The sequence below is a fragment of the Sphingomonas naasensis genome, assembly GCF_004792695.1.
Classification (GTDB): Bacteria; Pseudomonadota; Alphaproteobacteria; order Sphingomonadales; family Sphingomonadaceae; genus Sphingomonas; species Sphingomonas naasensis.
The window spans coordinates 262,456-283,420 of the sequence record NZ_SRXU01000006.1 but is presented as its reverse complement, the minus strand read 5'-3'; the positions used below and the strand labels follow the sequence as shown (position 1 = coordinate 283,420).

The following is a 20,965-nucleotide window of genomic DNA, read 5'->3' as shown; positions in this document are numbered from 1 at the left end:
CCCGTTAGCAGAGGATCAGGTGTCCGTCTTGGGGGGCGTCGGCTTTTTGGGTGCCGGCCGCCGCGCGGCACGCGGCTTGGTCGCGCTGCTCTCGGCCGGCTTGCGGCTGCGACGGGCAGGGGGCTTCGCGGCCGACTCCGCGGCGGGCGCCGCCGGCTTGCGCGCACGCGGCGCAGCCGCCGTGGCGGAAGGCGTCGCCGGCTTGCGGGCGCGGCGCGCCACCGGCTTGGCATCGGCGCCGGCCGGCTTGGGCGCGGCGGCTGCCTTGGCCGGGGCCTTGCGGGTGCGCTTCGCGGCGGGTTTTGCAGCCGGCGCGGCGATCGTCGCGGCGACGTCGGCGGCGTTCTGCGCCACGCTCTGAACCGCGTCCTCGACGGCATCGGCAGCCCTGGCCGCGCCCTGCTTCACTGCGGGCTCGTTCTTGAGCTTCGCCGCGATCGCGACCAGCCCCGCCGCGAGAATGTCCGCGACGATCGGATGCTTCGCCAGATCGGTCAGCTTGTTGCGTACGCCCTTGGGAAACTTCACGCCCGCGATGCTCTTGGGAAGAAACGAGCCCTTGCCGGCCGTGCTCTTTTCTTCCTTCTTCTTCTTGCCCGCCATCGACAACCTCCGCGTTCCGTGACGCCAGTGTCACGGATCATCGCCGGGTGGTCAACGCGGGATTGCGCCATCGTGTCCTCAATGCGCGCCGTTGGCCGGCTCCTCGCGCTCGAACACGATGTCGAAGCCTTCGCATTCCTCGGCTTCGGCGGTTCCGTCGACGGTGCCGCCGGCGCGCTCGGAGGCGGTCCGGGCGCGCTGGTCGAGCAGCGCGTCGCCGCGCGCGGCATCGGCGTCCCGGCCGATGATCGAAGTGTCGGGTTTGCGGTCGTAGTCGGCCATTTGCGTCTCTCCGTACCCGCCCGAAGGGCCTCAACGGTGCGCGGCGCGAGCCGTTCCGCCGGTGTCGCCCCGGCTCAGGCGGCGGCGCGCTGGCGATCGGCGACGAGACGCGCGAGAAAGCCCTGCAAGCGGGCGCTGTTGGCGGCCCAGGTGAAGGGCTCGACCGAGGCGCGGACCGCAGCGGCTTCGGGCGGCGCGGCGATCAGCGCGGTCAGGGCTGCTGCAAAGGCGTCGGGCGTGCGCGGCACGATGCGGCCGCCGACGGCGTCGCGCACCACCTGCCGCGCCCCGCCGACATCGGGGATGACCACGGGCGTGCCGCTGGCGAGCGCTTCGAGCCACGCATTGGCGAGCCCCTCGCGTTCGGAAGCGAGCGCCATCGCGTCGGCGGCGGCGAGCATCGGCGGAAGCTCGGCATGCGCCACCGAGCCGAGCAGGCGCACGCGATCGCCGAGCCCGAGGCGGGCGATCTGTGCCGCAAGCTGGGCGCGATACGGGCCTTCGCCGGCGATCCACAGCGCGACGCCGGGCATCGTCGCGATGGCGTCGATGACGATCTGATGCCCCTTGAGCGGGATCAGCGCGCCGACCGAAAGCACCAGCGGGCCGGTGACGCCGAGCGCGGCCTTGGCCTCGCCGCGGTCGCGCGGGGCGAAGCGCGCGAAATCGACGCCGGTGACGATGCATTCGGTGCGATCGCCGGGCAGGCCGAGCGCGGTCATGTCGTCGCGCATCGCCTCGGAGACCGCGAGCAGCCCGTCGGCGGCGTGCGCGGCGGCGCGGATCTGCCCGCCGACCGCCGGCTTCCCGCTCCAGCTATGGATGTCCGAACCGCGCGCCTTGATCGACACCGGCACGCCGAAGCGGCGGCCGAGTTCGACCGCGGCGACGCCGTCGGGAAAGAAGAATTCGGCGTTGATCACGTCGAACGCAAAGTCGCGGCGGATCTCGCGGAGCAGGGGCGTGACCGCGTCGGCGAGCGCGCGGGCATGGAAGCGGCCGCCGGTGCCGGGATAATTGGCGAAGCGCGGGCGGTAGACCTGCAGGCCCTTCCACGTTTCGCGCTCGGGAAGCCGGGCAAGGCCGCGATAGTGCGGTAACCGGTCGAGCGGGGCGGGGGGAAGCCCGCGCGGCGCGACGATGCGCAGCGCGACATCGGGCCGCTCGGCGAGCGCGAGCGACTGGCGCTCGACGAAGATGCCGAAATTGGGACGCGTGGCGTCGGGGAAGAGCGTGGAGAGAACGAGCACGCGGAGCATGACGGCGCTTTTACCGCGCCAAGGTTAATGCTCCGCGTGCGTTTTCAGGCGTTAGCGGCAGCGGCTACGGCTGCTGCTGCGCTCGACCTCGCGGCCGACCAGCGCGCCGGCGGCGGCGCCGAGCAGCGTGCCGGCGGCGCGGTCACCGCGGGTGTCGATCGAGCGGCCGACCAGCGCGCCGGCGACGCCGCCGACGACCAGACCGGTGGTGCCGTTGGGCTTGCGGCAATAGCGGCGGCCGTCGCGGCCGCGCCATTCGCGATAGGCATAGCGACGGCGCTGGGTGTCGGCATTGTAGCCGGCCTTATAGTCATAGGCCTTGGCTTCGGCCTTGGGGGCCGGCAGGGCCATGGTGGTGGGGATCGCCACCGCAACCGCGCTCAGCGCGACAATGAACTTCCGCATGATATCACTCCCGTATGTTGTTCTAGTTGCAGAAACCGGTAGCGAAACGTCCCGTGAGGGCAGGCAGTTTCATGAACCTGAAACTACGTTCCGCTCATCTGACGTTGGGATTTTCGAGATGAACGACCCACGAACGATCATCGACCGGCTCAACCTTTCACCGCACCCGGAGGGCGGTTGGTACCGCGAAACGTGGCGCGCGGCGGCGGCGGAGGGGGAACGAGCCGGCGGGACGGCGATTCACTTCCTGCTCGAGGCCGGCCAGCGATCGCATTGGCACCGCGTCGATGCCGACGAGCTCTGGCTGTGGCATGCCGGGTCGCCGCTCGACGTGCTGGTCGAGCAGGCGGACGGCGGCATCGCGACGATCGCGCTTGGCGGCGACGTGCTGCGCGGCTATGCGCCCCAGTGCGTCGTGCCGGCGAATCGCTGGCAATCGACCGCGGCACCCTCCGGCTGGGCGCTGGTGAGCTGCGTGGTCGTCCCGGGCTTCGAATTCGCCGGCTTCGAGCTCGCGCCACGGGATTGGGCGCCCGACCGGGCCTGACCCCCGATCTTTCCCCGTTATTCACGTTATCCACAGGCACGGGGCGCGATTTCGTGCTTTGCGCGACTCGGGATCGATGACAGCATCAGTCTTGTAAGGAAGACGGTTCGGCAGCGGGAAACCAAAGCAGGATCAACCACTTACACGGCTCTTTCGAGCGCAGGTGCCTTCGGGAAACCGCACTGGAACGAGACGGGGATGCGAAAGCATCGGTGGTTGTGGGATCAAGGCGATGCGCAAGCGTCGCGGCGATTTCGAGAGACGCCGAAGCCGGGCGGAACCCGATACCGAAACCGGCGCGCAAGCGCAGGTCGAGGCGAAGGATCCACCTGATGGACGAGACCGAAGCCGATGGGCCCGCGCAAGCGGCAGATCAGCCGAAGGATCGCCCCGAAGAGAGAAGCCCAGGATTCGGGGCGTCGCGCAAGCGAAAGCCGGAATCGATGGATCGCTCGGGAAATCGCAACCAGCAAGGCTTTATGGCTCCGCCTTCGGGCGAGGTCATGGAGCGGGCCACCGAAGGCCGGAAACGACGCCGCTTCTTCGGAAGCGTGCAGATCAGCCGGCCCCGGTGACCGACGCGAAGCTCGCATGCCCTTGCCGGCGCGAGTGGAGCATGCCGCCGAAACCAGGTCATGCATCCTTCGGGATCAGTGGCTGAAGTCCGGTGACACGGGGACTGGCAGCAATGCCGGTCCCCTTTTGCGTTTCGGCGCTTGGACTGCCTTGCATCAGTGACCCCGCCCCGATCTCCCGCTAGACAGGGTCAAAAGCGAGAGGATCGGCATGGGTAGTGTGTTCGAGCGCTTCGCGCAGGCAGTGGCCGGATGGGCCGGCAGGCCCGCGGCTTTCGCGATCGCGTTCCTCGTCGTTGTCGGCTGGGGACTGAGCGGGCCGATCTTCAAATGGTCGGATACGTGGCAGCTGGTGATCAATACCGGCACGACGATCGTGACCTTCCTGATGGTCTTCCTGATCCAGAACGCGCAGAATCGTGACGCCGCCGCGATCCAGGCCAAGCTCGACGAGCTGATCCGCGCGATCGATAACGGGCGCAACGAGTTCATCGGGATCGAGCATCTCGGCGAGAAGGAACTGGTCGCGATCCGCGACAGGCTCGAGCGCGAATGCGGACGCGAGATGCCCGAGCGGCATCAGGGTATCGGCCGGCTGCTCGGGCGGCGCTGACGCGATTGCCATAGCCGCAGGGCATTGGCGACGGCGCGCACGCTTCTTGTCTCCCCGGGGCCGCAGGGGCCAGGATCACGGGGTCCGGACGTGGAGGAAAATGGTGGGATTCGAACAGCCTGGGCTGCGTGATGGCGCCGAGGAGGCCGATTACGGCGCCAAGTTCCGCCGCGACGGCTATGCCGTGCTGCGCGGTTTCTTCAACGCAGACGAAGTCGCCGCGATCGGCGCGGCGATCGACCAGATCCATGCCGAGGGCGTCGCGCATGGACGCAGCTTCCGCCACGGCAATCTCTTCTACAACGTCGCGCCGCGCGCAGGCGCCGAGCCGCTGGTGCGGATGGTGCAATGGCCCTCCTATCACCAGCCGGTGCTCGATCGCGTGCGGCGCGATCCGCGGTTCGCGGCGATGCTCGCCCCGCTGATCGGCGGCGACGTCAAGCAGATCATCAACCAGCTCCACTGGAAGGCACCGGGCGGGATGGGCGATTTCGCGTGGCACCAGGATTCGCGCTTCCGCAAGCCTGACGCCTGCTATCGCAATCTCGGCACCGCCTATGTCCAGACCGGCCTCGCGATCGATCCGCACAATCCGCAATCGGGGGGCATGCGCTTCATCCCGCGCAGCCATCTCGCGGGCGATCTCGATCTCGACACCGATACCGAAGTGCTCGGCAACGCGATGGCCGACGACGTGCTGGAGAAGGTCGGGCTCTCGGTTGACGATGTGATCGACCTCGATCTAGCGCCGGGCGATCTCGCGCTGTGGAATCCGTATCTGGTCCATGGTTCGGGGACCAACCGCGCGGATCATCAGCGCCGGCTCTATATCAACGGCTATGTTCGCGCCGAGGATTGCGACCGCGGCGAATGGGCGTTCCGCGACGGCAAGCCGGTACCGCTCGGCCCTGAGCCGGCGCTGGTCCATTACGAGGATCTCCATGTGCGCGGCGAGCCGCACTATCTCTGATCGCGATGCGCGTCGCGGCTGTCGGCGGGTGCCTGATCGCGGTCGTTGAGCCCGTAATCGCGCAGCACCGCGGCGACGCGAAGCCGATAGTCCGAGAACACTCCGCCCCGCCCGCGCGCCTGGGTGGCGCGGTGCGCGGGCAGGTTGCGCCAGCGCGCCACCGCTTCCTCGTCGCGGAAGAAGGAGAGCGACAGCAGCTTGCCCGGTTCGGTGAGGCTCTCGAAACGCTCGATCGAGACGAAGCCGTCGACCGCGTCGAGCTGATCACGCAGCGCCGCCGCGAGATCGAGATAGTCCTGCGTGCGTCCCGAAGCGGGCCAGGCCTCGAACAGCACCGCGATCATGGCCGCACCAGCGGCGCATGCGGGGTCGAGGCGAGGCGCAGGAAGGTCCGGTCTTCGCGGCGGATGAAGCGCTCGCGCCGCGCGAACTCGTAATTGGCGCGGCCGGCGGGATCGTCGCGCAGCCGGGCGCGATACGCCTCATAGGCGGCGAGGCTGGCGATATTGTAGAGGCCATAGGCGGTCGTCGCCGAGCCCTCGTGCGGCGCAAAATAGCCGATCAGATCGGCGCCGCAGCGCGGGATCGCCTGCCCCCAGTTGCGGGCATATTCCGCGAACGCGGCGTGCCCGAACGGATCGATCTCGTAGCGGATGAAGCATGTCAGCATCGTGCGCCTCCTGTCTTGCGGTCGCCGGGCTAGCGCCGGGCGCGGCGCGATGTTTCGGCCGGGGACGAAGCGTCGGCGCCGGATTCGTGGCAGGATGCGCCGCGCGGCGCTCGTGCCGCCGGAGACTGCCATGCTGACCACCGCCAATGTCGCCGAGATCGCCGGACTTGTCGGCGAGCCCGCGCGCGCGGCGATGCTCCTCGCGCTGATGGAGGGGCGGGCGCTGTCGGCGGGCGAGCTGGCGCGGGCAGCGGGCGTGGCGGCGCCCACCGCGAGCGGGCATCTCGGCCGGATGGACGCGGCGGGGCTGCTCGCGATCGAGCGGCAGGGGCGGCATCGCTATCATCGCCTCGCCTCGCCCGCGGTGGCGGCGATGCTCGAGAGCATCATGGCGGTCGCCGGGCAGGCGGTGCGGCGCCCGGTGGTCCGCACCGGCCCGCGCGACGCGGCGCTGCGCCGCGCGCGAACCTGCTATGATCATCTCGCCGGGCGGATCGCAGTGGCGGTTGCCGATCGGATGATCGCACGCGGCGGGCTCGAGCTGTCGGCCGATGGCGGCGTGCTGACCGGGCGGGGCGAGGCGCTGCTGCGCGCGATCGGTGCCGATCCCGATGCGATTCGTGCGGCATCGCGCGGGCGCCGCACCTGGTGCCGGCCGTGCATGGACTGGAGCGAGCGCCGGCCGCATCTCGGCGGCGCGGTCGGGGCGGCGCTGCTCGACGCCTATCTCGGCAATGGCTGGATGCGGCGGGTGCAGGGCTCGCGCGCAGTGACGGTGACGCCCGCCGGGCGGCTCGCGCTCGATCGGGCGTTCGGCTTCGATCCAGTGGTGTGGGACGACTGACCGGCCTATTTGCCGGTGGTCACCTTGCTCGCCAGCGTCCGCGTCGTGAGGAAATGCGCGGTCTCGAGCGGGGCCGCGAAGGATGTGCCGGTGCCGGTGACCGGGCGGCCGTCGATCGCGGCGGTGGGCACCTTCACGCCGAGCTGCCACGTGTAATTATAACCTTCGGGAGTCGCATCGGGGCGGTTGGTGCCGCTCCACGGCTGGCCCGTCGAATCGATCGCGCCGACCAGCACCGCATTGGGATAGGCGGCGCGGGCGGGGTCGAGATTGCCGGGATGGTCATAGCCGTTGTTGCCCGCGGCCATCACCACGCGGATGCCCTTGGCGGCGGCCTCGGCGATCGCCGCGGTGATCATCGGATCCCTGTCGAGCGCCAGCGAGATGTTGATCGCGTCGACGCCGAGCTCGGTGGCGCGGCGGATCGCCTGCGCGACCGGCGCCGCCGAAGGCTGGCACGGCGGATTGGCGCCAGCGGGGCAGCCGGCGGGATCGTCGATCCGCAGCGAGATGATGTCGACCTGGCGATTCGCGGCGCGCGCGAGGATCGTCGCGACCATCGTGCCGTGATCGTAGCGCGGCTGGAATTCGGGCCGGCCCGGCGCCGAAGCCATGTCATATTCGGCGGAAACGAGCGGGGCGAGCTCGGCGGTCTTGGCCACGCCGCTGTCGATGATCGCGACGCGCGGGCGATCGGCCGAGAGCGCGGGCGGCGCCACCGGGATCGGCGGCACGACGACGGGCGTGGCGGTCTCGGCCAGCGCAAGCAACGACAGCAGAAGCGTTTTCACGAAACCCCGACCCCCCGGCCAAAGCGATTCACTTCGCGATTGCTATCCTACCGCGCATTGCGGCGGGATTGCGGTGATGTGCGGGGTATATGCTTAATAATTTGTGGAGAATTCAGCGCGGCGGCGCGGCAAGGGCTTCCTCGACCGGGGTGAAGGCCGAGCGCGTGCCGGTCGTATCGGGCACGTCGGTGGCGAAAAAGGCGACGCCGGTGCCGGCGGCGCGATCGAGCCACAGGCCCGAGCGCAGGCCATAGGCCTCGCCGCCATGGCCGAGGCGCGGACGCGAATCGCCGAACAGATTGTCGCTGCAGCCCGGGCGGGCAGTGGGGAGGAAGGTCACCGCGAGGCCGTAGCTGCAGTAGAAGCCGTCGCCGGTGTCGCCGTTGCTGCCGTCGAAGGTCCAGAGCGGGGTCTCGAGCAGCGTCACCGATTGCGCGCTGAGCAGGCGGACGCCGTCGACCCGGCCGCGGTTGAGCAGCAGCCGGCCGATCCTCGCGAGCCCGCGCGCCGAAATGCGCAGTCCGCCCTGCGGCGAGAAGATCGCGCCATTGGCGCCGTCGCGCCAGCGGCCGAGATCGCAGCTGCCGTCGCGCGCCGGGGTGACCGCGCAGGCAGGCGGGGCGCCCTTGTGGTCGTCCTTGGTCGGCTGTCTCGCCCGGTAGATCGCCACCGCGCGCGCCGCGGTCGCGGGGGCGCAGCTCGCCCAATTATAGCAGGCGTCGAGCTTGAGAGGGCGGAGCACCAGCCGGTCCATCAGCCGGTCGAAGCGCTCGCCGGTGGCGCGCTCCATCACCGCGGCGATCACCGGGAAGTTGAAATTGGTGTAGCGGAAGAAGCTGCCCGGGGCGTGCTCGGCATCCCAGGCCCTGGGATCGCGCAGCACCTCGGCCATGTCGGCGTCGAGCGGCAGGACATAGTCGACATTGTCGGTCAGGCTCGAACGGTGCGAGAGCAGCAGCCGGAGCGTGATCGGCGTATCGGGAAAGCCGGGGTTGCGAAGCGGCCAGCCCAGCGCCTTCGAGACATCGGCGTCGAGATCGAGCGTGCCCTGCTCGACCAGCCGCAGCACGCCGATCGCCACGACGAGCTTCGAGATCGAGGCGACCCGGACCGGATCGTCGGGGGTGACCGGGCGCTGCGCCGCGAGATCGGCATAGCCCGTAGCAGACACCGCGGTCTCGCGCTTGCGATCGAAGGCGATGCGCACCGTCGCGACGGGCTCGGGGGCAGTCTGCGGCAGGGCCGCGAGGAGCAGGGCCGGGAGCAACATCGCCCGAGCATGACCAGCGCTTTTACTTTTCGCAAATCGCTATAGTCTTCCGACCCATGAACTTGCGGCATATCGAGATCTTCCACGCCGTCTATGTGAACGGCTCGGTCAGCGGCGCGGCGCGCGCGCTCAACGTGTCGCAGCCTTCGGTCTCGAAGATGCTGCGCCACGCCGAGAGCCTGCTCGGCTTCCAGCTCTTCCAGCGCACCAATGGCCGGCTCGTCCCCACCGACGACGCGCACACCCTGTTCACCGAAGTCTCGGAGATCCAGGACCGCGTCTATGCGCTGCGCGAGGCGGGAAAGAATCTGCGCCGCGGCGCCGGCGGCATGCTGCGCGTCTCGGCGCTGCCCAGCCTCGCGCTGCAGGCGCTGCCCACCGCGGTCGCGCAATTCCTCAAGACCCGCGAGAATGTGAAGTTCGATCTGCAGACCGTCCATCACGACGATCTGCTGCGCAAATTGTTCGAGCGCGAGACCGATATAGCCATAGCCTATGAGGTGCCGCCCGCGGCGCCGGTCGACTGCAAGCCGCTCGGCGAGGGCGAGCTGGTGGTGCTCTATCGCGAGGAGGACATGCCCGACGCGCCGCCGCGTTGCGACCTCAGCTGCCTCGAGGGGCATCGCTTCATCAGCCTCGCGACGAGCGGGCCGATGGGGCAGCTGTTCACCCAGGAGGTCCAGCGCCAGGGCGTGGTGCTCGACGACGTGATCCTCGCCCGCACCTTCTACATCGCCGCGGCGCTGGTTCGGCAGGGCGTGGGGATGACCGTGGTCGACAGTTTCACCGCGCAGGCCTCGCTCGCGCCCGGGCTGGCGATGCGGCCGTTGAAACCGCCGATCACCTTCGGCGTTCATGCCATGTATCTGCACAATCGGCCGTTGACCGCGCTCGCGACCGATTTTCTCAAGACGTTGCGTAGCGTGATCGACGTCGCCTGACCGGCCATAACAAGGGGCTATGCCGCGCGCCCCAGACATTATGCGCAGACTATTGGGCGCGCGGATTACGGATGACTCGTGATGATCCCCGCTCCCTATTTGCTCTATCTCGGCCACAGCACCGATTCGGTCGGTATCAAGACCTCCAGAGGGCTGGCGACCTTCCGCCCCGAGGATTGCGTCGGCGAATTCCGCCACGATGATTGCCCGCTCACGCTCGGCTTGCCGCGCCTGACGATCGCCGAGGGCGCGGCCGCGGGCGCACGGACGCTGGTGCTCGGCATCGCCAATTCGGGCGGGATGCTCGGCCGCGATCTGGTCGATGACGCCGCGGCGGCGCTCGAGGCCGGGATGAACGTCGCCTCGGGGCTCCACCAGCGGCTGCGCGACGAGCCGCGGCTCGCCGCGCTGGCGCAGGAAAAGGGCTTGCAGCTGTTCGACGTGCGCGATCCGCCGGCCGATCTCAAGGTCGGCAACGGCTATGCGCGCGCCGGACATCGGCTGCTGACGGTCGGCACCGACTGCTCGGTGGGCAAGATGTACACCACGCTCGCGCTGGCGAGGGGCATGCAGGCGCGCGGGCTCAAGGCCGATTTCCGCGCCACCGGCCAGACCGGCATCCTGATCGCGGGCGGCGGGGTGCCGATCGATGCGGTGGTCGCCGATTTCATCTCGGGCGGGATCGAGCAGCTCGCGCCGGCGCGCGACGATGACGGCTGGGACCTGATCGAGGGCCAGGGCTCGCTGTTCCACCCGAGCTTCGCCGGCGTCTCGACCGGATTGCTCCACGGCGCGCAGGCCGAGGCGATCGTGATGTGCCACGATCCCAACCGGCTCCACATGCGCGGGATTCCCGGGCGCGCGCTGCCCGATCTCGGCGAGTGCATCGAGATGAACCTGCTCGTCGCGCGGCTGACCAGCCCCGACGTCCGCGCAGTGGGCATCTGCCTCAATACCTCGGCGATGGATGCGGCGGCGGCGCGGGCGGCCTGTGCCCGCACCGAGGACCGCTACGGCCTGCCGTGCACCGATCCGATCGCCTTTGGAGTCGAGGCGATCCTCGACGAACTGCTATGTTCCGAACCCTCCGCGCGCAGCACGATAGCTTCCCACTGAGCCAGCCCTTCCGGATCTCCCGCGGCGTCAAGACGCAGGCGGAGGTGGTCACGGTGGCGCTGGAGCAGGGGGGGATGATCGGGCGCGGCGAGGGCGTGCCCTATGCCCGCTATGGCGAGAGCATCGAGAGCGCGCTTGCCGGAATCGAGGAAGTGCGCGTCGCCGTCGAAGGCGGCGCGGACCGCGCGCAGCTGCTCGGGCTGCTCCCGCCCGGCGCTGCGCGCAACGCCCTCGACTGTGCTTTATGGGATCTCGAGGCGCGGCTCGGCGGCCGCAGCGTCGCCGACAAGATCGGCGCGCCCGAACCCGAGCGGCTGGTCAGCGCGCTCACCATCGGCATCGACACGCCGATGGCGATGGCTGTCGCCGCGAGCAAGATCGCCGATGCGCCGCTGATCAAGGTCAAGGTCGATGCGAGCATCCCCGACGCGCAGATCCGCGCGGTGCGCAATGCCGCGCCCGAGGCGAAGCTGATCGTCGATCCCAACGAGAGCTGGGACGAGCGGCTGGTCCGCGCGATGCAGCAGGTGCTGGTGGCGCTCCGCGTCGATCTGCTCGAGCAGCCCGTCCCCGCCGATGCCGATCAATGGCTCGAGAATTTCGCGCCCGACGTGCCGATCTGCGCCGATGAATCGGTGCATGTCGCCGCTGATCTCGACACGGTCGCGCGGCGCTATCAGGTGGTCAACGTCAAGCTCGACAAGTCGGGCGGGCTCACCGAGGCGCTGGCGCTCGCCGAGGCGGCGCGCGCGCGCGGGCTGGGGCTGATGACCGGCTGCATGATCAGCTCGTCGCTGTCGATCGCGCCGGCGCTCCACGTCGCGCGGATGAGCGACTTCGTCGACCTTGACGGTCCCATCTGGCTCAGGGAGGATCGTCCCGGCGGGGTGCGCGACGAGGCCGGCTATCTGTGGCCGCCGCAAAAGGGTTTCTGGGGAACGCTATGAAGGTCGCGCTGCTGCTCGGGATCGCGACCTTGTCGCTGGGGGCGGCATCGCCCGCGCCGCAGAAGGTCGATCTGCTGATCCGCGGGGGCACGATCTACACGGGCTCGGCAGAACCGTTCGTCGGCGACGTCGCGATCACCGGCGACCGGATCGTCGCGGTGCGCCGTCATGCCGATGTGGACGCCGCGCGGGTGATCGACGCCAGCGGCATGATCGTCGCGCCGGGCTTCATCGATCCGCATACCCATATGGGCGGCGATCTCGCTTCGGACGACGCGCAGAAGCGGCTGGTGCCGGCGTTCCTGATGCAGGGCGTGACGACGGCGTTCATCGGCAATGACGGCGGCGGCAGTCCCGATGTCGCGCATGTGTTGGGCAGCGCGGCGAGCAGGCCGGTGGGTATCAACTACGCCGCCTATGTCGGCTTCGGCGCGGTGCGCGAGAAAGTGGTGGGCGAGGCCGATCGCGCGCCGTCCGGCGCCGAGCTGGCGCAGATGAAGACGCTGGTCGCGAGCGCAATGTGCGAGGGCGCGCTCGGGCTCTCGACTGGCCTGTTCTACGCGCCGCAGAGCTTCGCGAAGACCGACGAAGTGGTGGCGCTCGCGCGCGAGGCGGGGAAGCGCGGCGGCGTGTACGACAGCCATATCCGCGACGAATCCTCCTACACCGTCGGGCTCGCCGCGGCGATCGACGAAGCGATCGCGATCGGCAGGCAGGGCGGCCTGCCGGCGCATATCAGCCATATCAAGGCGCTCGGCGTCGACGTGCAGGGTCAGGCCCCGGCGATCATCGCCAAGATCGAGGCCGCGCGGCGGGCAGGGCAGAACGTGACCGCCGATCAATATCCCTGGTCGGCTTCGGGGACGAGCCTCGTCGCCTCGCTGATGCCGCTCTGGGCGCAGGATGGCGGCCGCCCGGCGCTGCTCGGGCGCTTCGACGATCCGGCGCTCGCCGCGAAGCTCCGCGCCGGGATCACCGAGAATCTGCGCAAGCGCGGCGGCGCGGACAAGCTGCTGATCGTCGAGGGCAAATACGCCAATCGCACGCTTGCCGACGTCGCGAAGGAGCTGGGGCAGGATCCGGTGACCGCGGCGATCAGCGTGATCCGCATCGGCGATCCGGGCGTGGTGTCGTTCAATCAGAGCGAGGCCGATATCGCCAAATTCATGCGGCAGCCCTGGGTGATGACCAGCTCGGACGCCTCGGGCGGCCACCCCCGCGTCTATGGCAGCTTCGCGCGCAAGTACGACAAATACACCAGGATCGATCGCGTGATCACGCTGCGCCAGTTCATCGAACGCAGCTCGGCGCTGACCGCCGACACCTTCGGGCTCGCGGGGCGCGGGCATTTGCAGCGGGGGGCGTTCGCCGACGTCGTGGTGTTCGATCCCGCAAGCTATGCGGCGCGGGCCACGTACGAGCAGCCGACCCTGCTCGCGCAGGGTGTGCGGACGGTGGTGGTCAACGGCGTCGTCGCGCTCGATCACGGCGCGCTGACCGGCAAGGCCGCCGGGCGCGCGCTGGCGCACATGCCCACCGCGGGGACGTGCCGGTGATGGCTATCTGGCTCACGCGGAGACGCGGAGGTGCGGAGTTTTTTCGTTCGCGCAGAGACGCAGAGAGCGCAGAGACTGGGCCCTGCGGCGAAAGCAGCCTTCAATCGCTCAGAAGGAAAGCAAGACGCCTCGCGTCGGGCGAAACCCCTCCGCGTCCTCTGCGCCTCTGCGCGAACAATTCTTTTTTTCTCCGCGTCTCCGCGTCTCCGCGTGAACAAAAAATCCGGATCGCCGAATGCTGAAAGCCTGGTTCGCCATCGCGCTGTGGAAGCGCGTGCTCGGCGCGCTGGCGCTGGGCCTCGTCTTCGCGCTCGTCTGGCCGCAAGGCACGCCGTACGTCCAGTTCATGGGCGATCTCTTCGTCCGCGCGATCCGGATGCTGGTCGCGCCGATCGTGCTGGTGACGATCGCGGCGGGGATCACCGCGCTCGCCGATCCGAAGCGCCTCGGCGGGCTCGGCGGGCGGACGATCGGGCTGTTCGCGCTGACCACCGCGGTCGCCGTGTCGGTCGGGATGCTGGTCGCAGCGCTGGTCCAGCCCGGCATCGGCGCGCCGCTCGGCACCGCGACCGCGCATGCGCTAGGCGATCCGGTGACGCCCTATCAGCAGCTGATCGGGATCATCCCGCTCAACATCTTCGAAGCGCTCGCCAAGGGCGACATGCTCGCCCTGATCTTCGTCGCGATCCTCGTCGGGGTCGGCACGGTGGTGGCGGGCGAGCCCGGCAAGCCCTTCGCGGCGCTACTGCAATCGACGTCGGCGGTGCTGCTCAAGGTGGTCGGGATCGTGATGGAGGCGACGCCGTTTGGCGTGTTCGCGCTGATCGCCAACGCGGTGGCGGCGAACGGCGCGGCGGTGTTCGTCAATGTCGGCTGGCTGGCGCTGGCGGTGGTGCTCGGCTCGCTGATCCAGATCGTCGTGGTGCACAGCCTGATCCTCAGGCTGCTCGCCAAATTGCCGTTGCTGCCCTTCTTCCGCGGCATCGTCGACGCGCTGGTCGTCGCCTTCTCGACCGCTTCGAGCTCGGCGACGCTGCCGGTGGCGATGCGCGTGGCGGAAAAGAATCTCGGCATCGCGCGGCCGGTCTTCTCGACGGTGCTGCCGCTCGGCGCGAGCATCGGAAAGGACGGCACCGCGATGTATGTCGGGTTGCTCTCGATGTTCGCGCTGCAGGCGTTCGGCACGCCGCTGACGCCGCAAGTCTATGGCGTGGTGCTGCTGACCGGCGCGCTCGCCGCGTTCGGCACGGCGCCGGTGCCCTCGGCGTCGCTGTTCATGCTCGCCGCGGTGCTCTCGGCGGTCGGCGTCCCGCCCGAGCAGACGGCGCTGGTGGTCGGCTTCGTGCTGCCCTTCGACCGACTGCTCGACATGACCCGCACCGTGCCGAGCGCGAGCGCCAACCTGACCGTCGCCACCACGGTGGCGCGCTGGGAGGGCGAGCTCGACGAGGAAGTCTATCGCGCCAGCGACTACGCCTAGCTGATCCTCCCCCGCTTCGCGAGGGAGGATTTTTCAGAGCTTCTGGCACCACAAGGCGATCATTCCGGCGAACAGGAAGGGGTGTTCCGCCTCCAGCGCGGCCCAAAGCGCGAGATCGCGCACATCGGCCGCGGCGCCGTGCATCGCACCGAAGCGCGTTATCGCCTCGGGCGAAGCGTCGAGCCCGATCAGCCGCAGCCCCGCCCCCGCGATCAGCGCGGCGATCTCGGGCCAGCGATAGTGCCGCTCGTGCGCGTGGAAGACGAGGTCGCGGCAGCCGCTGAGGCTGTAGAAATCGTCGCTCTCGCGCAGCACCGCGAGCGGATCGTCGGCGGGTAGCGACAGGATGTGCGCGCGGAAGGCGCGGATGCCATCCGCGTCCGCCTGCCAGCCGCGTTCGGCGATCCGGGCATGCGCGGCGCGGACCGGGGCGCGGGCGCGGTGGCTGTAGAGCGCGAGGCGGACGACGCCGCCGCGCCGGAGCACGCCGACGATGCTGGCGAGGCCGGCATCGGGATCGGCCATGTGGTGGAGCACGCCGGTGCTGGTCGCGACGTCGAACGTCTCGCCGAGGCGATCGAGCGCGAGGATGTCGCCCTGCACGAAGCGGATATTGGCGATGCCCAGCGCATCGGCCTTGCGCTGCGCGAAGGCGAGGCTGGCACGGCTGAGATCGACTGCGGTGACCGAAAGGCTGGCGTCGATCCGCGCCATGTCGATCGCCTCGAAGCCGGTGCCGCAACCGGCGACGAGCAGCCGCAGCGGCGCGGGCGGCAGCGCGGCGCGATCGATCCCGGGCAAGGCGGCGAGATGCGCGGCGAAATCGGTGCGGCGCGATGCGGGCGGCGCCTGCCAGCGCGGATAGGGATGCGCCTCATATTGCCGACGAACCTTGATCGAGACGTCCGCGGCCGGGTCCGAGAAGCTCGGGATCGCGGCGGCGAGCCCAAGCTCGATCACGCTATCCTCCAAATGCCGGGCGAGCGGCTGCCAGGCGGGATCGTCGGGCAGTTCGGATGGCGGCGCGACGAGCGCGCGCAGCAGCCCGTCCGGCGCCGCTTCGGGCGCGGGCCAGACATATTGATTGGCATGGGCCTGGCACGCCAGCGCCGGCACCAGCGGATCATGGGCGTCGCCTGCGCCGATCCGCGCATCGCGCAGCACGACGAGCCGCGCCTCGATCGCGGGATCGGTGTTGATGCAGCGCGTCAGGAAGATCGGCCAGAGCGGGTCGGCGGCATCGGCATGACGCAACAGCGCCGCGGTGACTCCCGCGAGCGGCTGGGGGTCGAGCTGCTCGTCGGCGAGGCAGGCGCGCAGATCGGCGGCGAGGCGGGCATCCCATGCCGTTGGCCGCAGCGATGCGAGCAACCCGGCGAGCGGCCGCCGGATCGCGTGGCGCGCGGCGGCATTGCCCTCGGCGCGGGCGAGCGCGGCGCGCAACACCGCGATCGCGGCGGCGGCATCGCCCAGATGCGCGGCGAGTCCGCTCAGCGCGAGATAGCCGGGAAGGAAATCGGGATGCGCGTCGAGGCTGCGCGCATAGGCCGCGCGCGCCTCGTCAAGGCGGCCCGTGCGGGCGAGGTTTTGGGCGTGGAGGAAAAGCTCGGGGGCGGCGCGCATCGGGAACACCCTAGGGTCAGCGTCACCCGGGCGAAAGCCGCGATCTCGGCCCCGGCGCCGGCGCACGGCGCGGATGCGATACCCGCCGGTTATGCCCCGCCCCGCGCTGGGCGTTTGCGCGGCGGCGGTTTGGCTCTAGGCTTTCGGACATGCAACGATCGCTCCTGCTCCCGCTTCTCCTCGCCGCCGCCAGCCCCGCCGCCGCGCAGAGCCTGCAGCAAAAGGTCGAGACCACCCTCGCCGAGGCCGCGACCGGCACCCGCTTCGGGCTGGTCGTGACCGACGGGGAAGGCCGCGAGATCGTCGCGGTCAATCCCGACGGGCGCTTCATTCCGGCGTCGAACACCAAGATGTTCACCACCGCCGCGGCCTATGCCTCGCTGCCCGGGCTCGACCAGCCCGATGCCGCGGGCGGCGCGGCGGTGCGCCTCGAGGGGCAGGACCTGGTCCTCGAGGGCAATGGCGATGCGCGGCTGTCGAGCGCCGACGATTGCAAGGTCGATTGCCTCGCGATGCTCGCCGACGCCGTGGCGGCGAAGACGCGGCAGGTGCGCAACATTATCGGCGACGATACGCGCTTTCCCGATCAGCGCTGGAGCCCGGGGATGAGCTGGAACAACATTCCGAGCAGCTCCGGCACCGGCATCTCGGCGCTCACGCTCGACGACAACGAGCTGGTGGTCGAAGTCACCCCCGGCGCGGTCGGCGCGCCGGCGAAGGTGGCATTGCCGCTGCCCTATTTCACCGTCGACAATCGCACCGTCACCGTGCCCGGCGCCGAGCGCAAGATCGGCTATGACCGCGCGCCGAACAGCACATTGCTGCGGCTGACCGGCACGATCGGCGTCGACGCGAAGCCCGATCCGGAGAGCGTCGGGATCGACGACCCGGCGCATTATGCCGCGTGGCGGCTCAAGGGCCTGCTCGCGGCGCGGGGCGTCAAGGTGACCGGCGCGGTGTCGGCGCGGCACCGGCCGCTGATGCCGGAGGACGATCCGCGCAACCGCGCAGGCGCGCCCGCCGCGCGGCCCCCGGTGCAGCCGGCGCTCGCGAAGCTAACCCCGTCGCCGCTCGCCGAGGACGTGGTGATCATCAACAAGGTCAGCCAGAATCTCCACGCCGAGCTGCTGCTGCGCCGTACCGGGCTGCGCCGGGGCACGGGCTCGATCGCCGACGGCGTCGCCGAGGTCCGTACGATGCTCGAGACGGCGGGGGTGCCGCGCACCGCGTGGGACCTGTCCGACGGATCGGGCATGTCGAGCTACAACCGCGTCGCCCCGCGCGGCGCGGTCAAGATGCTGCGCTGGATCGCCGCCCAGCCTTGGGGCGCGGCATGGCGCGCCTCGCTGCCGGTGGCGGGAGTCGACGGCACGCTGAGGCGGCGCTTCAAGGGCACCGCGCTCGAGGGCAGGCTCTTCGCCAAGACCGGCACGCTCAACGCGACCAACGCGCTGTCGGGCTATCTGATCGCGAAAAGCGGCAAGACGCTGACCTTCTCGGCCTTCGCCAACGACGTGCCGGCGGACGCGGGTGCGACGAAGTTCATGGACGCGGCGCTGGTGCTGATCGCGGAGGCGAACTAGCATAGCTGCCATGTTCGTGCCGCTTCCCGTCCTGATCGCAGCCGCGCTGCTGATCCTCGTGCTCGCCGCGATGGCGCTGCGTTCGGGCCGCAAACGCGATCCGCTCATGGGCGGTGCGCCGGGCAGCTATCGCGCCAACCGTCCGATGCCGGCCGCGCGCTTCCCGCCCGCGACGCTGCCGGCCGGCACCTTGCCCGAAGACGTCGAGCAACAGGTCCGCGCGCTGCTGGCGGCGGGCCGCAAGATCGACGCGATCAAGCTGGCGCGCGACGCGACCCATCTCGGGCTCAAGGAAACCAAGGATCTGGTCGACGCGATCGAGCGTCAGGCGCCCTGATCCCACGCCGCGATCACGGCATCGCCCGTCTCCGGTCGCAGCTGGAAGATGCCGCTGTCGCGATGCCGGGTCGGATGGACGCGGTTGGTGAGCAAGGTCCAGGCGAGCCCGCGGTCGAAATCGATCCACAGCCCGGTGCCGGTGAAGCCGGTATGGCCGATCGTCGCGTCCGAGCAGGCCTGCCCGCCCGACCAGCCTGCGAACTTACGCTCCCAGCCGCAGGTGCGGTGGTCATATTGCGGGGTGCGGATCGCCTCCAGCATCGCCGGGCTCGCCCCGCTGCCGTCGAGCAGCCCCTGCGCGAAACCGAGCACGCCGGCGGCGGTGCCGAACAGCCCGGCATGGCCGGTTTGCCCGCCCATCGCGAAGCAATTCTCGTCGTGCACCTCGCCCTTGAGCACCCGCCCGCGCCAGCTGCACGCCTCGGTGGCGACCGCGGGGCCGGGGGGCGGGCCGAAGCTCAGGCCCTCGTCCAGGCTCCATGCGCCCAGCGGCTGCCCGGTGATCCGCTCGATCGCGATGCCGAGCAGCAGGAAGTTGATGTCCGAATAGGCCGGCGGACCGTGGCGCCATTCGCGCTGGAGCACGAAGGCGCGCAGCCGCGCCGGATCGTCGCCATAGGTGTAGATCGGCTCGACCGCGGGGAAGAAGGTCCGATGGGCAAGGCAGTCGCGGAACGTCAGCTTCCTCTCGGCGGCGTTGGCGACGTCGTATTGGCGCAGATCGGGGATCGCGCTGGTCAGCGGCGCGTCGAGATCGAGCTTTCCCAAATCGGCGAGCCGCAGGATCATCGTCGTGGTGGCGATCACCTTCGAGACCGAGGCGAGATCGAACCAATGGTCCTCGGTCAGATCCTCCGGCTCGGGCACGAGCGCGGCCTTGCCGGCATGATGCACCCAGCGGCGGCCGTCGGCGGCGACGATGCCGAGCGTCGCGCCGGGGATGCGCCCGTCGGCGACCGCGGCTGCGGCGGGCGCGAACGCCGCGATCATGCCCGGTCGTCCGCGCGCGGCTGCGCCCGTGCGAGCAGCGGCAGGAACAGCAGCGCCGCGAGGCTCACCACGCCCGAGCCGAGGAAGAACAGGTCGAAGCCGTTATAGCCGGCGGCATCGAGCCGCTCGACGAGCTGCCCGCCGGCCCCGGCGAGCAGCCGCGACAGCATGAACGCGAAGCCCGACAGGAACGCATATTGCGCGCCCGGGTAGCGCGGGTTGCACAGCATCGACAGGTAGACGACGAACACCGCCCCCGCCATGCCGTTGCCGAACTGGTCGGCCGCGGTGGCAAGATACAGCGTGTTCTGGTTCACCGGCTGGTGCGCCAGCCAGACGAAGCCGAAATTGCCGATCGCCGCGAAGATCGCGCCCGCGGTCAGCGTCACGCCCCAGCGCCACCGCGTCACCATCCAGCCGCCCAGCCCGACGCCGACGATGCTCGCGATCAGCGCCACCGCGCCGTCGGCCCAGCCGATCTGCGTCTTGGTATAGCCGAGGCTCAGGATCATCGGCTTGGACAGCACCAGCGCGAGGACGTCGCCCATCCGATAGACCGAGACGAAGGCGAGCACGGCGATCGCCATGAAACCGTAGCGCCAGAAGAAATCGATATAGGGCCCGATCGCCGCCGAGCTGCGCGGACCCGAATCGGGCGCGAGCTTGCGGATCCACGGCGTCAGCAGCGCCATGATCACGAAAGGGGCCATCGCGATCACCAGCACCGGGGTGGTCACATCGGTCTTCGAGTTGATCCCGCTGGCGGCCGCGGCGCTCAGCAGCAGCCAGCCGATCGCCGCGGTCGCCGCGGCGAAGGCGAGCAGGATCGCTGCGCTCGCGGCGAGCCCGGTGGCCAGCGCCACCGCGCGTTCGCCGCCGCAGCCGGGCTGGCGCGGCAGCAGCGCGAGGATCGGCAGCGGCACCGCGGCGCCGGCGGCGATCAGCAGGTACGAAGCCTGCCAGCCCGGCGCGATGCCGATGCTGCGCAGCATCGGCGCGACGCTGCCCGCGGCATCGGCGAAGAGCAGCGCGCCGCTGCCCGCCGCGACCATCGCGGTGCGATAGCCCCACAGGTTCGACGCCGCGATCGGCCCCTGCTCGCCGGGGGTCGGGGCGAGCTCGATGCGCCACGCATCGGCGGCGACCTCGAGCGTGGTGGTCCAGAAGGCGAGCAGCACCGCGAGCAGCGCGGTGAGCGGCAGGCTGGCGTCGCTATGGAACAGCGCCATCGCCAGCATCGAGGTGAAGATGCCGAGCTGCGACAGCAGGATCCAGCCACGCCGCTTGCCGAAGAAGCGCGCGAAGCCGGGCACGTCGTAGCGATCGAGCAACGGCGCCCAAAGGAATTTGAAGGTGGGCAGCAATTGCACCCAGGCGAAGAAGCCGATGATCGCGAGCGCGACGCCGTGATCGGCGAGCCGCACGCTGAGCACGGTCGAGAACATGTAGAAAGGCAGCCCGGCCGAGAAGCCGAGCAGCACGTACAGCGCCATGCGGGGGAAGCCGCCGGGAATGCCGCTCGCGCCGGCAGCCGTCGTCTCAGTCAAGCGCGGATGCCGAC

Annotated in this window: 23 protein-coding genes; 12 read left to right on the top strand and 11 right to left on the bottom strand. The window is 70.0% G+C overall.

Annotated elements, in window-relative coordinates; genetic code table 11:
• Positions 1 to 15: 15 nt before the first annotated feature.
• The 4 genes from E5A74_RS14965 to E5A74_RS14950 form a co-directional block, all read right to left on the bottom strand.
• Complete coding sequence (locus tag E5A74_RS14965) at positions 16 to 603, bottom strand: hypothetical protein (protein ID WP_135986358.1); 588 nt, start codon at positions 601 to 603, stop codon at positions 16 to 18.
• Between the two features lie 78 nt (positions 604 to 681).
• Positions 682 to 885, bottom strand: coding sequence for a hypothetical protein (locus E5A74_RS14960; RefSeq protein ID WP_135986356.1), 204 nt, complete (start codon positions 883 to 885; stop codon positions 682 to 684).
• A gap of 74 nt (positions 886 to 959) precedes the next feature.
• Positions 960 to 2,144: a glycosyltransferase gene (locus E5A74_RS14955; RefSeq protein WP_135986354.1), complete on the bottom strand. Its 1,185-nt coding sequence runs from the start codon at positions 2,142 to 2,144 to the stop codon at positions 960 to 962.
• Between the two features lie 51 nt (positions 2,145 to 2,195).
• Complete coding sequence (locus E5A74_RS14950; RefSeq protein ID WP_135986352.1) at positions 2,196 to 2,549, bottom strand: glycine zipper 2TM domain-containing protein; 354 nt, start codon at positions 2,547 to 2,549, stop codon at positions 2,196 to 2,198.
• A 118-nt stretch (positions 2,550 to 2,667) separates the two neighbouring features.
• On the opposite strand from E5A74_RS14950, the gene E5A74_RS14945 reads away from it, so the two are divergent.
• The 4 genes from E5A74_RS14945 to E5A74_RS14930 all read left to right on the top strand — a co-directional run bounded on the left by E5A74_RS14945 (position 2,668) and on the right by E5A74_RS14930 (position 5,254).
• Positions 2,668 to 3,096 (top strand): cupin domain-containing protein, encoded by a 429-nt coding sequence (locus E5A74_RS14945; RefSeq protein ID WP_135986350.1) that lies wholly within the window; start codon positions 2,668 to 2,670, stop codon positions 3,094 to 3,096.
• A gap of 332 nt (positions 3,097 to 3,428) precedes the next feature.
• Entirely contained in the window at positions 3,429 to 3,671 is a 243-nt protein-coding gene (locus tag E5A74_RS14940) for a hypothetical protein (protein WP_135986348.1), read from the top strand.
• A 211-nt stretch (positions 3,672 to 3,882) separates the two neighbouring features.
• Positions 3,883 to 4,284 (top strand): low affinity iron permease family protein, encoded by a 402-nt coding sequence (locus E5A74_RS14935; RefSeq protein WP_135986346.1) that lies wholly within the window; start codon positions 3,883 to 3,885, stop codon positions 4,282 to 4,284.
• A gap of 100 nt (positions 4,285 to 4,384) precedes the next feature.
• Positions 4,385 to 5,254, top strand: coding sequence for a phytanoyl-CoA dioxygenase family protein (locus E5A74_RS14930; RefSeq protein ID WP_135986344.1), 870 nt, complete (start codon positions 4,385 to 4,387; stop codon positions 5,252 to 5,254).
• On the opposite strand, the gene E5A74_RS14925 is transcribed toward E5A74_RS14930, so the two are convergent.
• Together E5A74_RS14925 and E5A74_RS14920 are read right to left on the bottom strand one after the other, a co-directional pair.
• A complete protein-coding gene (locus E5A74_RS14925) occupies positions 5,245 to 5,598 on the bottom strand; it encodes an antibiotic biosynthesis monooxygenase family protein (protein WP_135986342.1) in 354 nt (117 codons plus the stop codon). The two genes, E5A74_RS14930 and E5A74_RS14925, sit on opposite strands and share 10 nt — an antisense overlap.
• A complete protein-coding gene (locus E5A74_RS14920; protein ID WP_135986340.1) occupies positions 5,595 to 5,924 on the bottom strand; it encodes an NIPSNAP family protein in 330 nt (109 codons plus the stop codon). The genes E5A74_RS14925 and E5A74_RS14920 overlap by 4 nt, the downstream gene beginning before the upstream one ends.
• Positions 5,925 to 6,054: 130 nt before the next feature.
• On the opposite strand from E5A74_RS14920, the gene E5A74_RS14915 reads away from it, so the two are divergent.
• The gene (locus tag E5A74_RS14915) at positions 6,055 to 6,768 is read left to right on the top strand and encodes an ArsR/SmtB family transcription factor (RefSeq protein WP_135986338.1); all 714 of its coding nucleotides are present in this window, start codon (positions 6,055 to 6,057) and stop codon (positions 6,766 to 6,768) included.
• A gap of 5 nt (positions 6,769 to 6,773) precedes the next feature.
• Here the strand turns inward: E5A74_RS14915 and E5A74_RS14910 are convergent, their stop codons facing one another.
• Positions 6,774 to 7,559, bottom strand: a complete 786-nt coding sequence (locus tag E5A74_RS14910; protein WP_135986336.1) for a S8 family peptidase — start codon at positions 7,557 to 7,559, stop codon at positions 6,774 to 6,776.
• A gap of 112 nt (positions 7,560 to 7,671) precedes the next feature.
• A complete protein-coding gene (locus tag E5A74_RS14905) occupies positions 7,672 to 8,829 on the bottom strand; it encodes a serine hydrolase domain-containing protein (RefSeq protein WP_135986334.1) in 1,158 nt (385 codons plus the stop codon).
• A gap of 56 nt (positions 8,830 to 8,885) precedes the next feature.
• On the opposite strand from E5A74_RS14905, the gene E5A74_RS14900 reads away from it, so the two are divergent.
• The 5 genes from E5A74_RS14900 (at position 8,886) to E5A74_RS14880 (ending at position 14,869) form a co-directional block, all read left to right on the top strand.
• Complete coding sequence (locus E5A74_RS14900; protein ID WP_135986332.1) at positions 8,886 to 9,770, top strand: LysR family transcriptional regulator; 885 nt, start codon at positions 8,886 to 8,888, stop codon at positions 9,768 to 9,770.
• Between the two features lie 81 nt (positions 9,771 to 9,851).
• Complete coding sequence (gene dgcN / locus E5A74_RS14895) at positions 9,852 to 10,886, top strand: N-acetyltransferase DgcN (protein ID WP_206365885.1); 1,035 nt, start codon at positions 9,852 to 9,854, stop codon at positions 10,884 to 10,886.
• A complete protein-coding gene (dgcA, locus tag E5A74_RS14890; RefSeq protein ID WP_135986328.1) occupies positions 10,844 to 11,833 on the top strand; it encodes an N-acetyl-D-Glu racemase DgcA in 990 nt (329 codons plus the stop codon). The genes dgcN and dgcA overlap by 43 nt, the downstream gene beginning before the upstream one ends.
• Complete coding sequence (locus tag E5A74_RS14885; RefSeq protein ID WP_135986326.1) at positions 11,830 to 13,389, top strand: N-acyl-D-amino-acid deacylase family protein; 1,560 nt, start codon at positions 11,830 to 11,832, stop codon at positions 13,387 to 13,389. Before dgcA ends, E5A74_RS14885 begins: the two co-directional genes overlap by 4 nt.
• 235 nt (positions 13,390 to 13,624) lie before the next feature.
• The gene (locus E5A74_RS14880; RefSeq protein WP_135986324.1) at positions 13,625 to 14,869 is read left to right on the top strand and encodes a dicarboxylate/amino acid:cation symporter; all 1,245 of its coding nucleotides are present in this window, start codon (positions 13,625 to 13,627) and stop codon (positions 14,867 to 14,869) included.
• Between the two features lie 33 nt (positions 14,870 to 14,902).
• Here E5A74_RS14880 and E5A74_RS14875 read toward each other — a convergent pair whose 3' ends face one another.
• Positions 14,903 to 16,492, bottom strand: a complete 1,590-nt coding sequence (locus E5A74_RS14875) for a class I SAM-dependent methyltransferase (protein ID WP_135986323.1) — start codon at positions 16,490 to 16,492, stop codon at positions 14,903 to 14,905.
• 149 nt (positions 16,493 to 16,641) lie between these two features.
• On the opposite strand from E5A74_RS14875, the gene dacB reads away from it, so the two are divergent.
• A complete protein-coding gene (gene dacB, locus E5A74_RS14870; protein WP_135986320.1) occupies positions 16,642 to 18,075 on the top strand; it encodes a D-alanyl-D-alanine carboxypeptidase/D-alanyl-D-alanine endopeptidase in 1,434 nt (477 codons plus the stop codon).
• 16 nt (positions 18,076 to 18,091) lie between these two features.
• Positions 18,092 to 18,412, top strand: coding sequence for a ribosomal protein L7/L12 (locus E5A74_RS21135; RefSeq protein WP_206365884.1), 321 nt, complete (start codon positions 18,092 to 18,094; stop codon positions 18,410 to 18,412).
• Here the strand turns inward: E5A74_RS21135 and E5A74_RS14860 are convergent.
• Together E5A74_RS14860 and E5A74_RS14855 are read right to left on the bottom strand one after the other, a co-directional pair.
• Complete coding sequence (locus tag E5A74_RS14860; RefSeq protein WP_135986318.1) at positions 18,400 to 19,404, bottom strand: serine hydrolase domain-containing protein; 1,005 nt, start codon at positions 19,402 to 19,404, stop codon at positions 18,400 to 18,402. The genes E5A74_RS21135 and E5A74_RS14860 overlap by 13 nt on opposite strands.
• On the bottom strand, positions 19,401 to 20,951 hold the full coding sequence (locus tag E5A74_RS14855) for an MFS transporter (protein WP_240699827.1): 1,551 nt from the start codon (positions 20,949 to 20,951) through the stop codon (positions 19,401 to 19,403). The genes E5A74_RS14860 and E5A74_RS14855 overlap by 4 nt, the downstream gene beginning before the upstream one ends.
• Positions 20,952 to 20,965: the final 14 nt, after the last annotated feature.

What these genes read in the sequence shown, in the direction of transcription:
- E5A74_RS14965 (WP_135986358.1), bottom strand. Translation starts at nt 603, where the DNA reads ATGGCGGGCAAGAAGAAGAAGGAAGAAAAGAGCACGGCCGGCAAGGGC.
- E5A74_RS14960 (WP_135986356.1), bottom strand. Translation starts at nt 885, where the DNA reads ATGGCCGACTACGACCGCAAACCCGACACTTCGATCATCGGCCGGGAC.
- E5A74_RS14955 (WP_135986354.1), bottom strand. Translation starts at nt 2,144, where the DNA reads ATGCTCCGCGTGCTCGTTCTCTCCACGCTCTTCCCCGACGCCACGCGT.
- E5A74_RS14950 (WP_135986352.1), bottom strand. Translation starts at nt 2,549, where the DNA reads ATGCGGAAGTTCATTGTCGCGCTGAGCGCGGTTGCGGTGGCGATCCCC.
- E5A74_RS14945 (WP_135986350.1), top strand. Translation starts at nt 2,668, where the DNA reads ATGAACGACCCACGAACGATCATCGACCGGCTCAACCTTTCACCGCAC.
- E5A74_RS14940 (WP_135986348.1), top strand. Translation starts at nt 3,429, where the DNA reads ATGGACGAGACCGAAGCCGATGGGCCCGCGCAAGCGGCAGATCAGCCG.
- E5A74_RS14935 (WP_135986346.1), top strand. Translation starts at nt 3,883, where the DNA reads ATGGGTAGTGTGTTCGAGCGCTTCGCGCAGGCAGTGGCCGGATGGGCC.
- E5A74_RS14930 (WP_135986344.1), top strand. Translation starts at nt 4,385, where the DNA reads ATGGTGGGATTCGAACAGCCTGGGCTGCGTGATGGCGCCGAGGAGGCC.
- E5A74_RS14925 (WP_135986342.1), bottom strand. Translation starts at nt 5,598, where the DNA reads ATGATCGCGGTGCTGTTCGAGGCCTGGCCCGCTTCGGGACGCACGCAG.
- E5A74_RS14920 (WP_135986340.1), bottom strand. Translation starts at nt 5,924, where the DNA reads ATGCTGACATGCTTCATCCGCTACGAGATCGATCCGTTCGGGCACGCC.
- E5A74_RS14915 (WP_135986338.1), top strand. Translation starts at nt 6,055, where the DNA reads ATGCTGACCACCGCCAATGTCGCCGAGATCGCCGGACTTGTCGGCGAG.
- E5A74_RS14905 (WP_135986334.1), bottom strand. Translation starts at nt 8,829, where the DNA reads ATGTTGCTCCCGGCCCTGCTCCTCGCGGCCCTGCCGCAGACTGCCCCC.
- E5A74_RS14900 (WP_135986332.1), top strand. Translation starts at nt 8,886, where the DNA reads ATGAACTTGCGGCATATCGAGATCTTCCACGCCGTCTATGTGAACGGC.
- dgcN (WP_206365885.1), top strand. Translation starts at nt 9,852, where the DNA reads ATGATCCCCGCTCCCTATTTGCTCTATCTCGGCCACAGCACCGATTCG.
- dgcA (WP_135986328.1), top strand. Translation starts at nt 10,844, where the DNA reads ATGTTCCGAACCCTCCGCGCGCAGCACGATAGCTTCCCACTGAGCCAG.
- E5A74_RS14885 (WP_135986326.1), top strand. Translation starts at nt 11,830, where the DNA reads ATGAAGGTCGCGCTGCTGCTCGGGATCGCGACCTTGTCGCTGGGGGCG.
- E5A74_RS14880 (WP_135986324.1), top strand. Translation starts at nt 13,625, where the DNA reads ATGCTGAAAGCCTGGTTCGCCATCGCGCTGTGGAAGCGCGTGCTCGGC.
- E5A74_RS14875 (WP_135986323.1), bottom strand. Translation starts at nt 16,492, where the DNA reads ATGCGCGCCGCCCCCGAGCTTTTCCTCCACGCCCAAAACCTCGCCCGC.
- dacB (WP_135986320.1), top strand. Translation starts at nt 16,642, where the DNA reads ATGCAACGATCGCTCCTGCTCCCGCTTCTCCTCGCCGCCGCCAGCCCC.
- E5A74_RS14860 (WP_135986318.1), bottom strand. Translation starts at nt 19,404, where the DNA reads ATGATCGCGGCGTTCGCGCCCGCCGCAGCCGCGGTCGCCGACGGGCGC.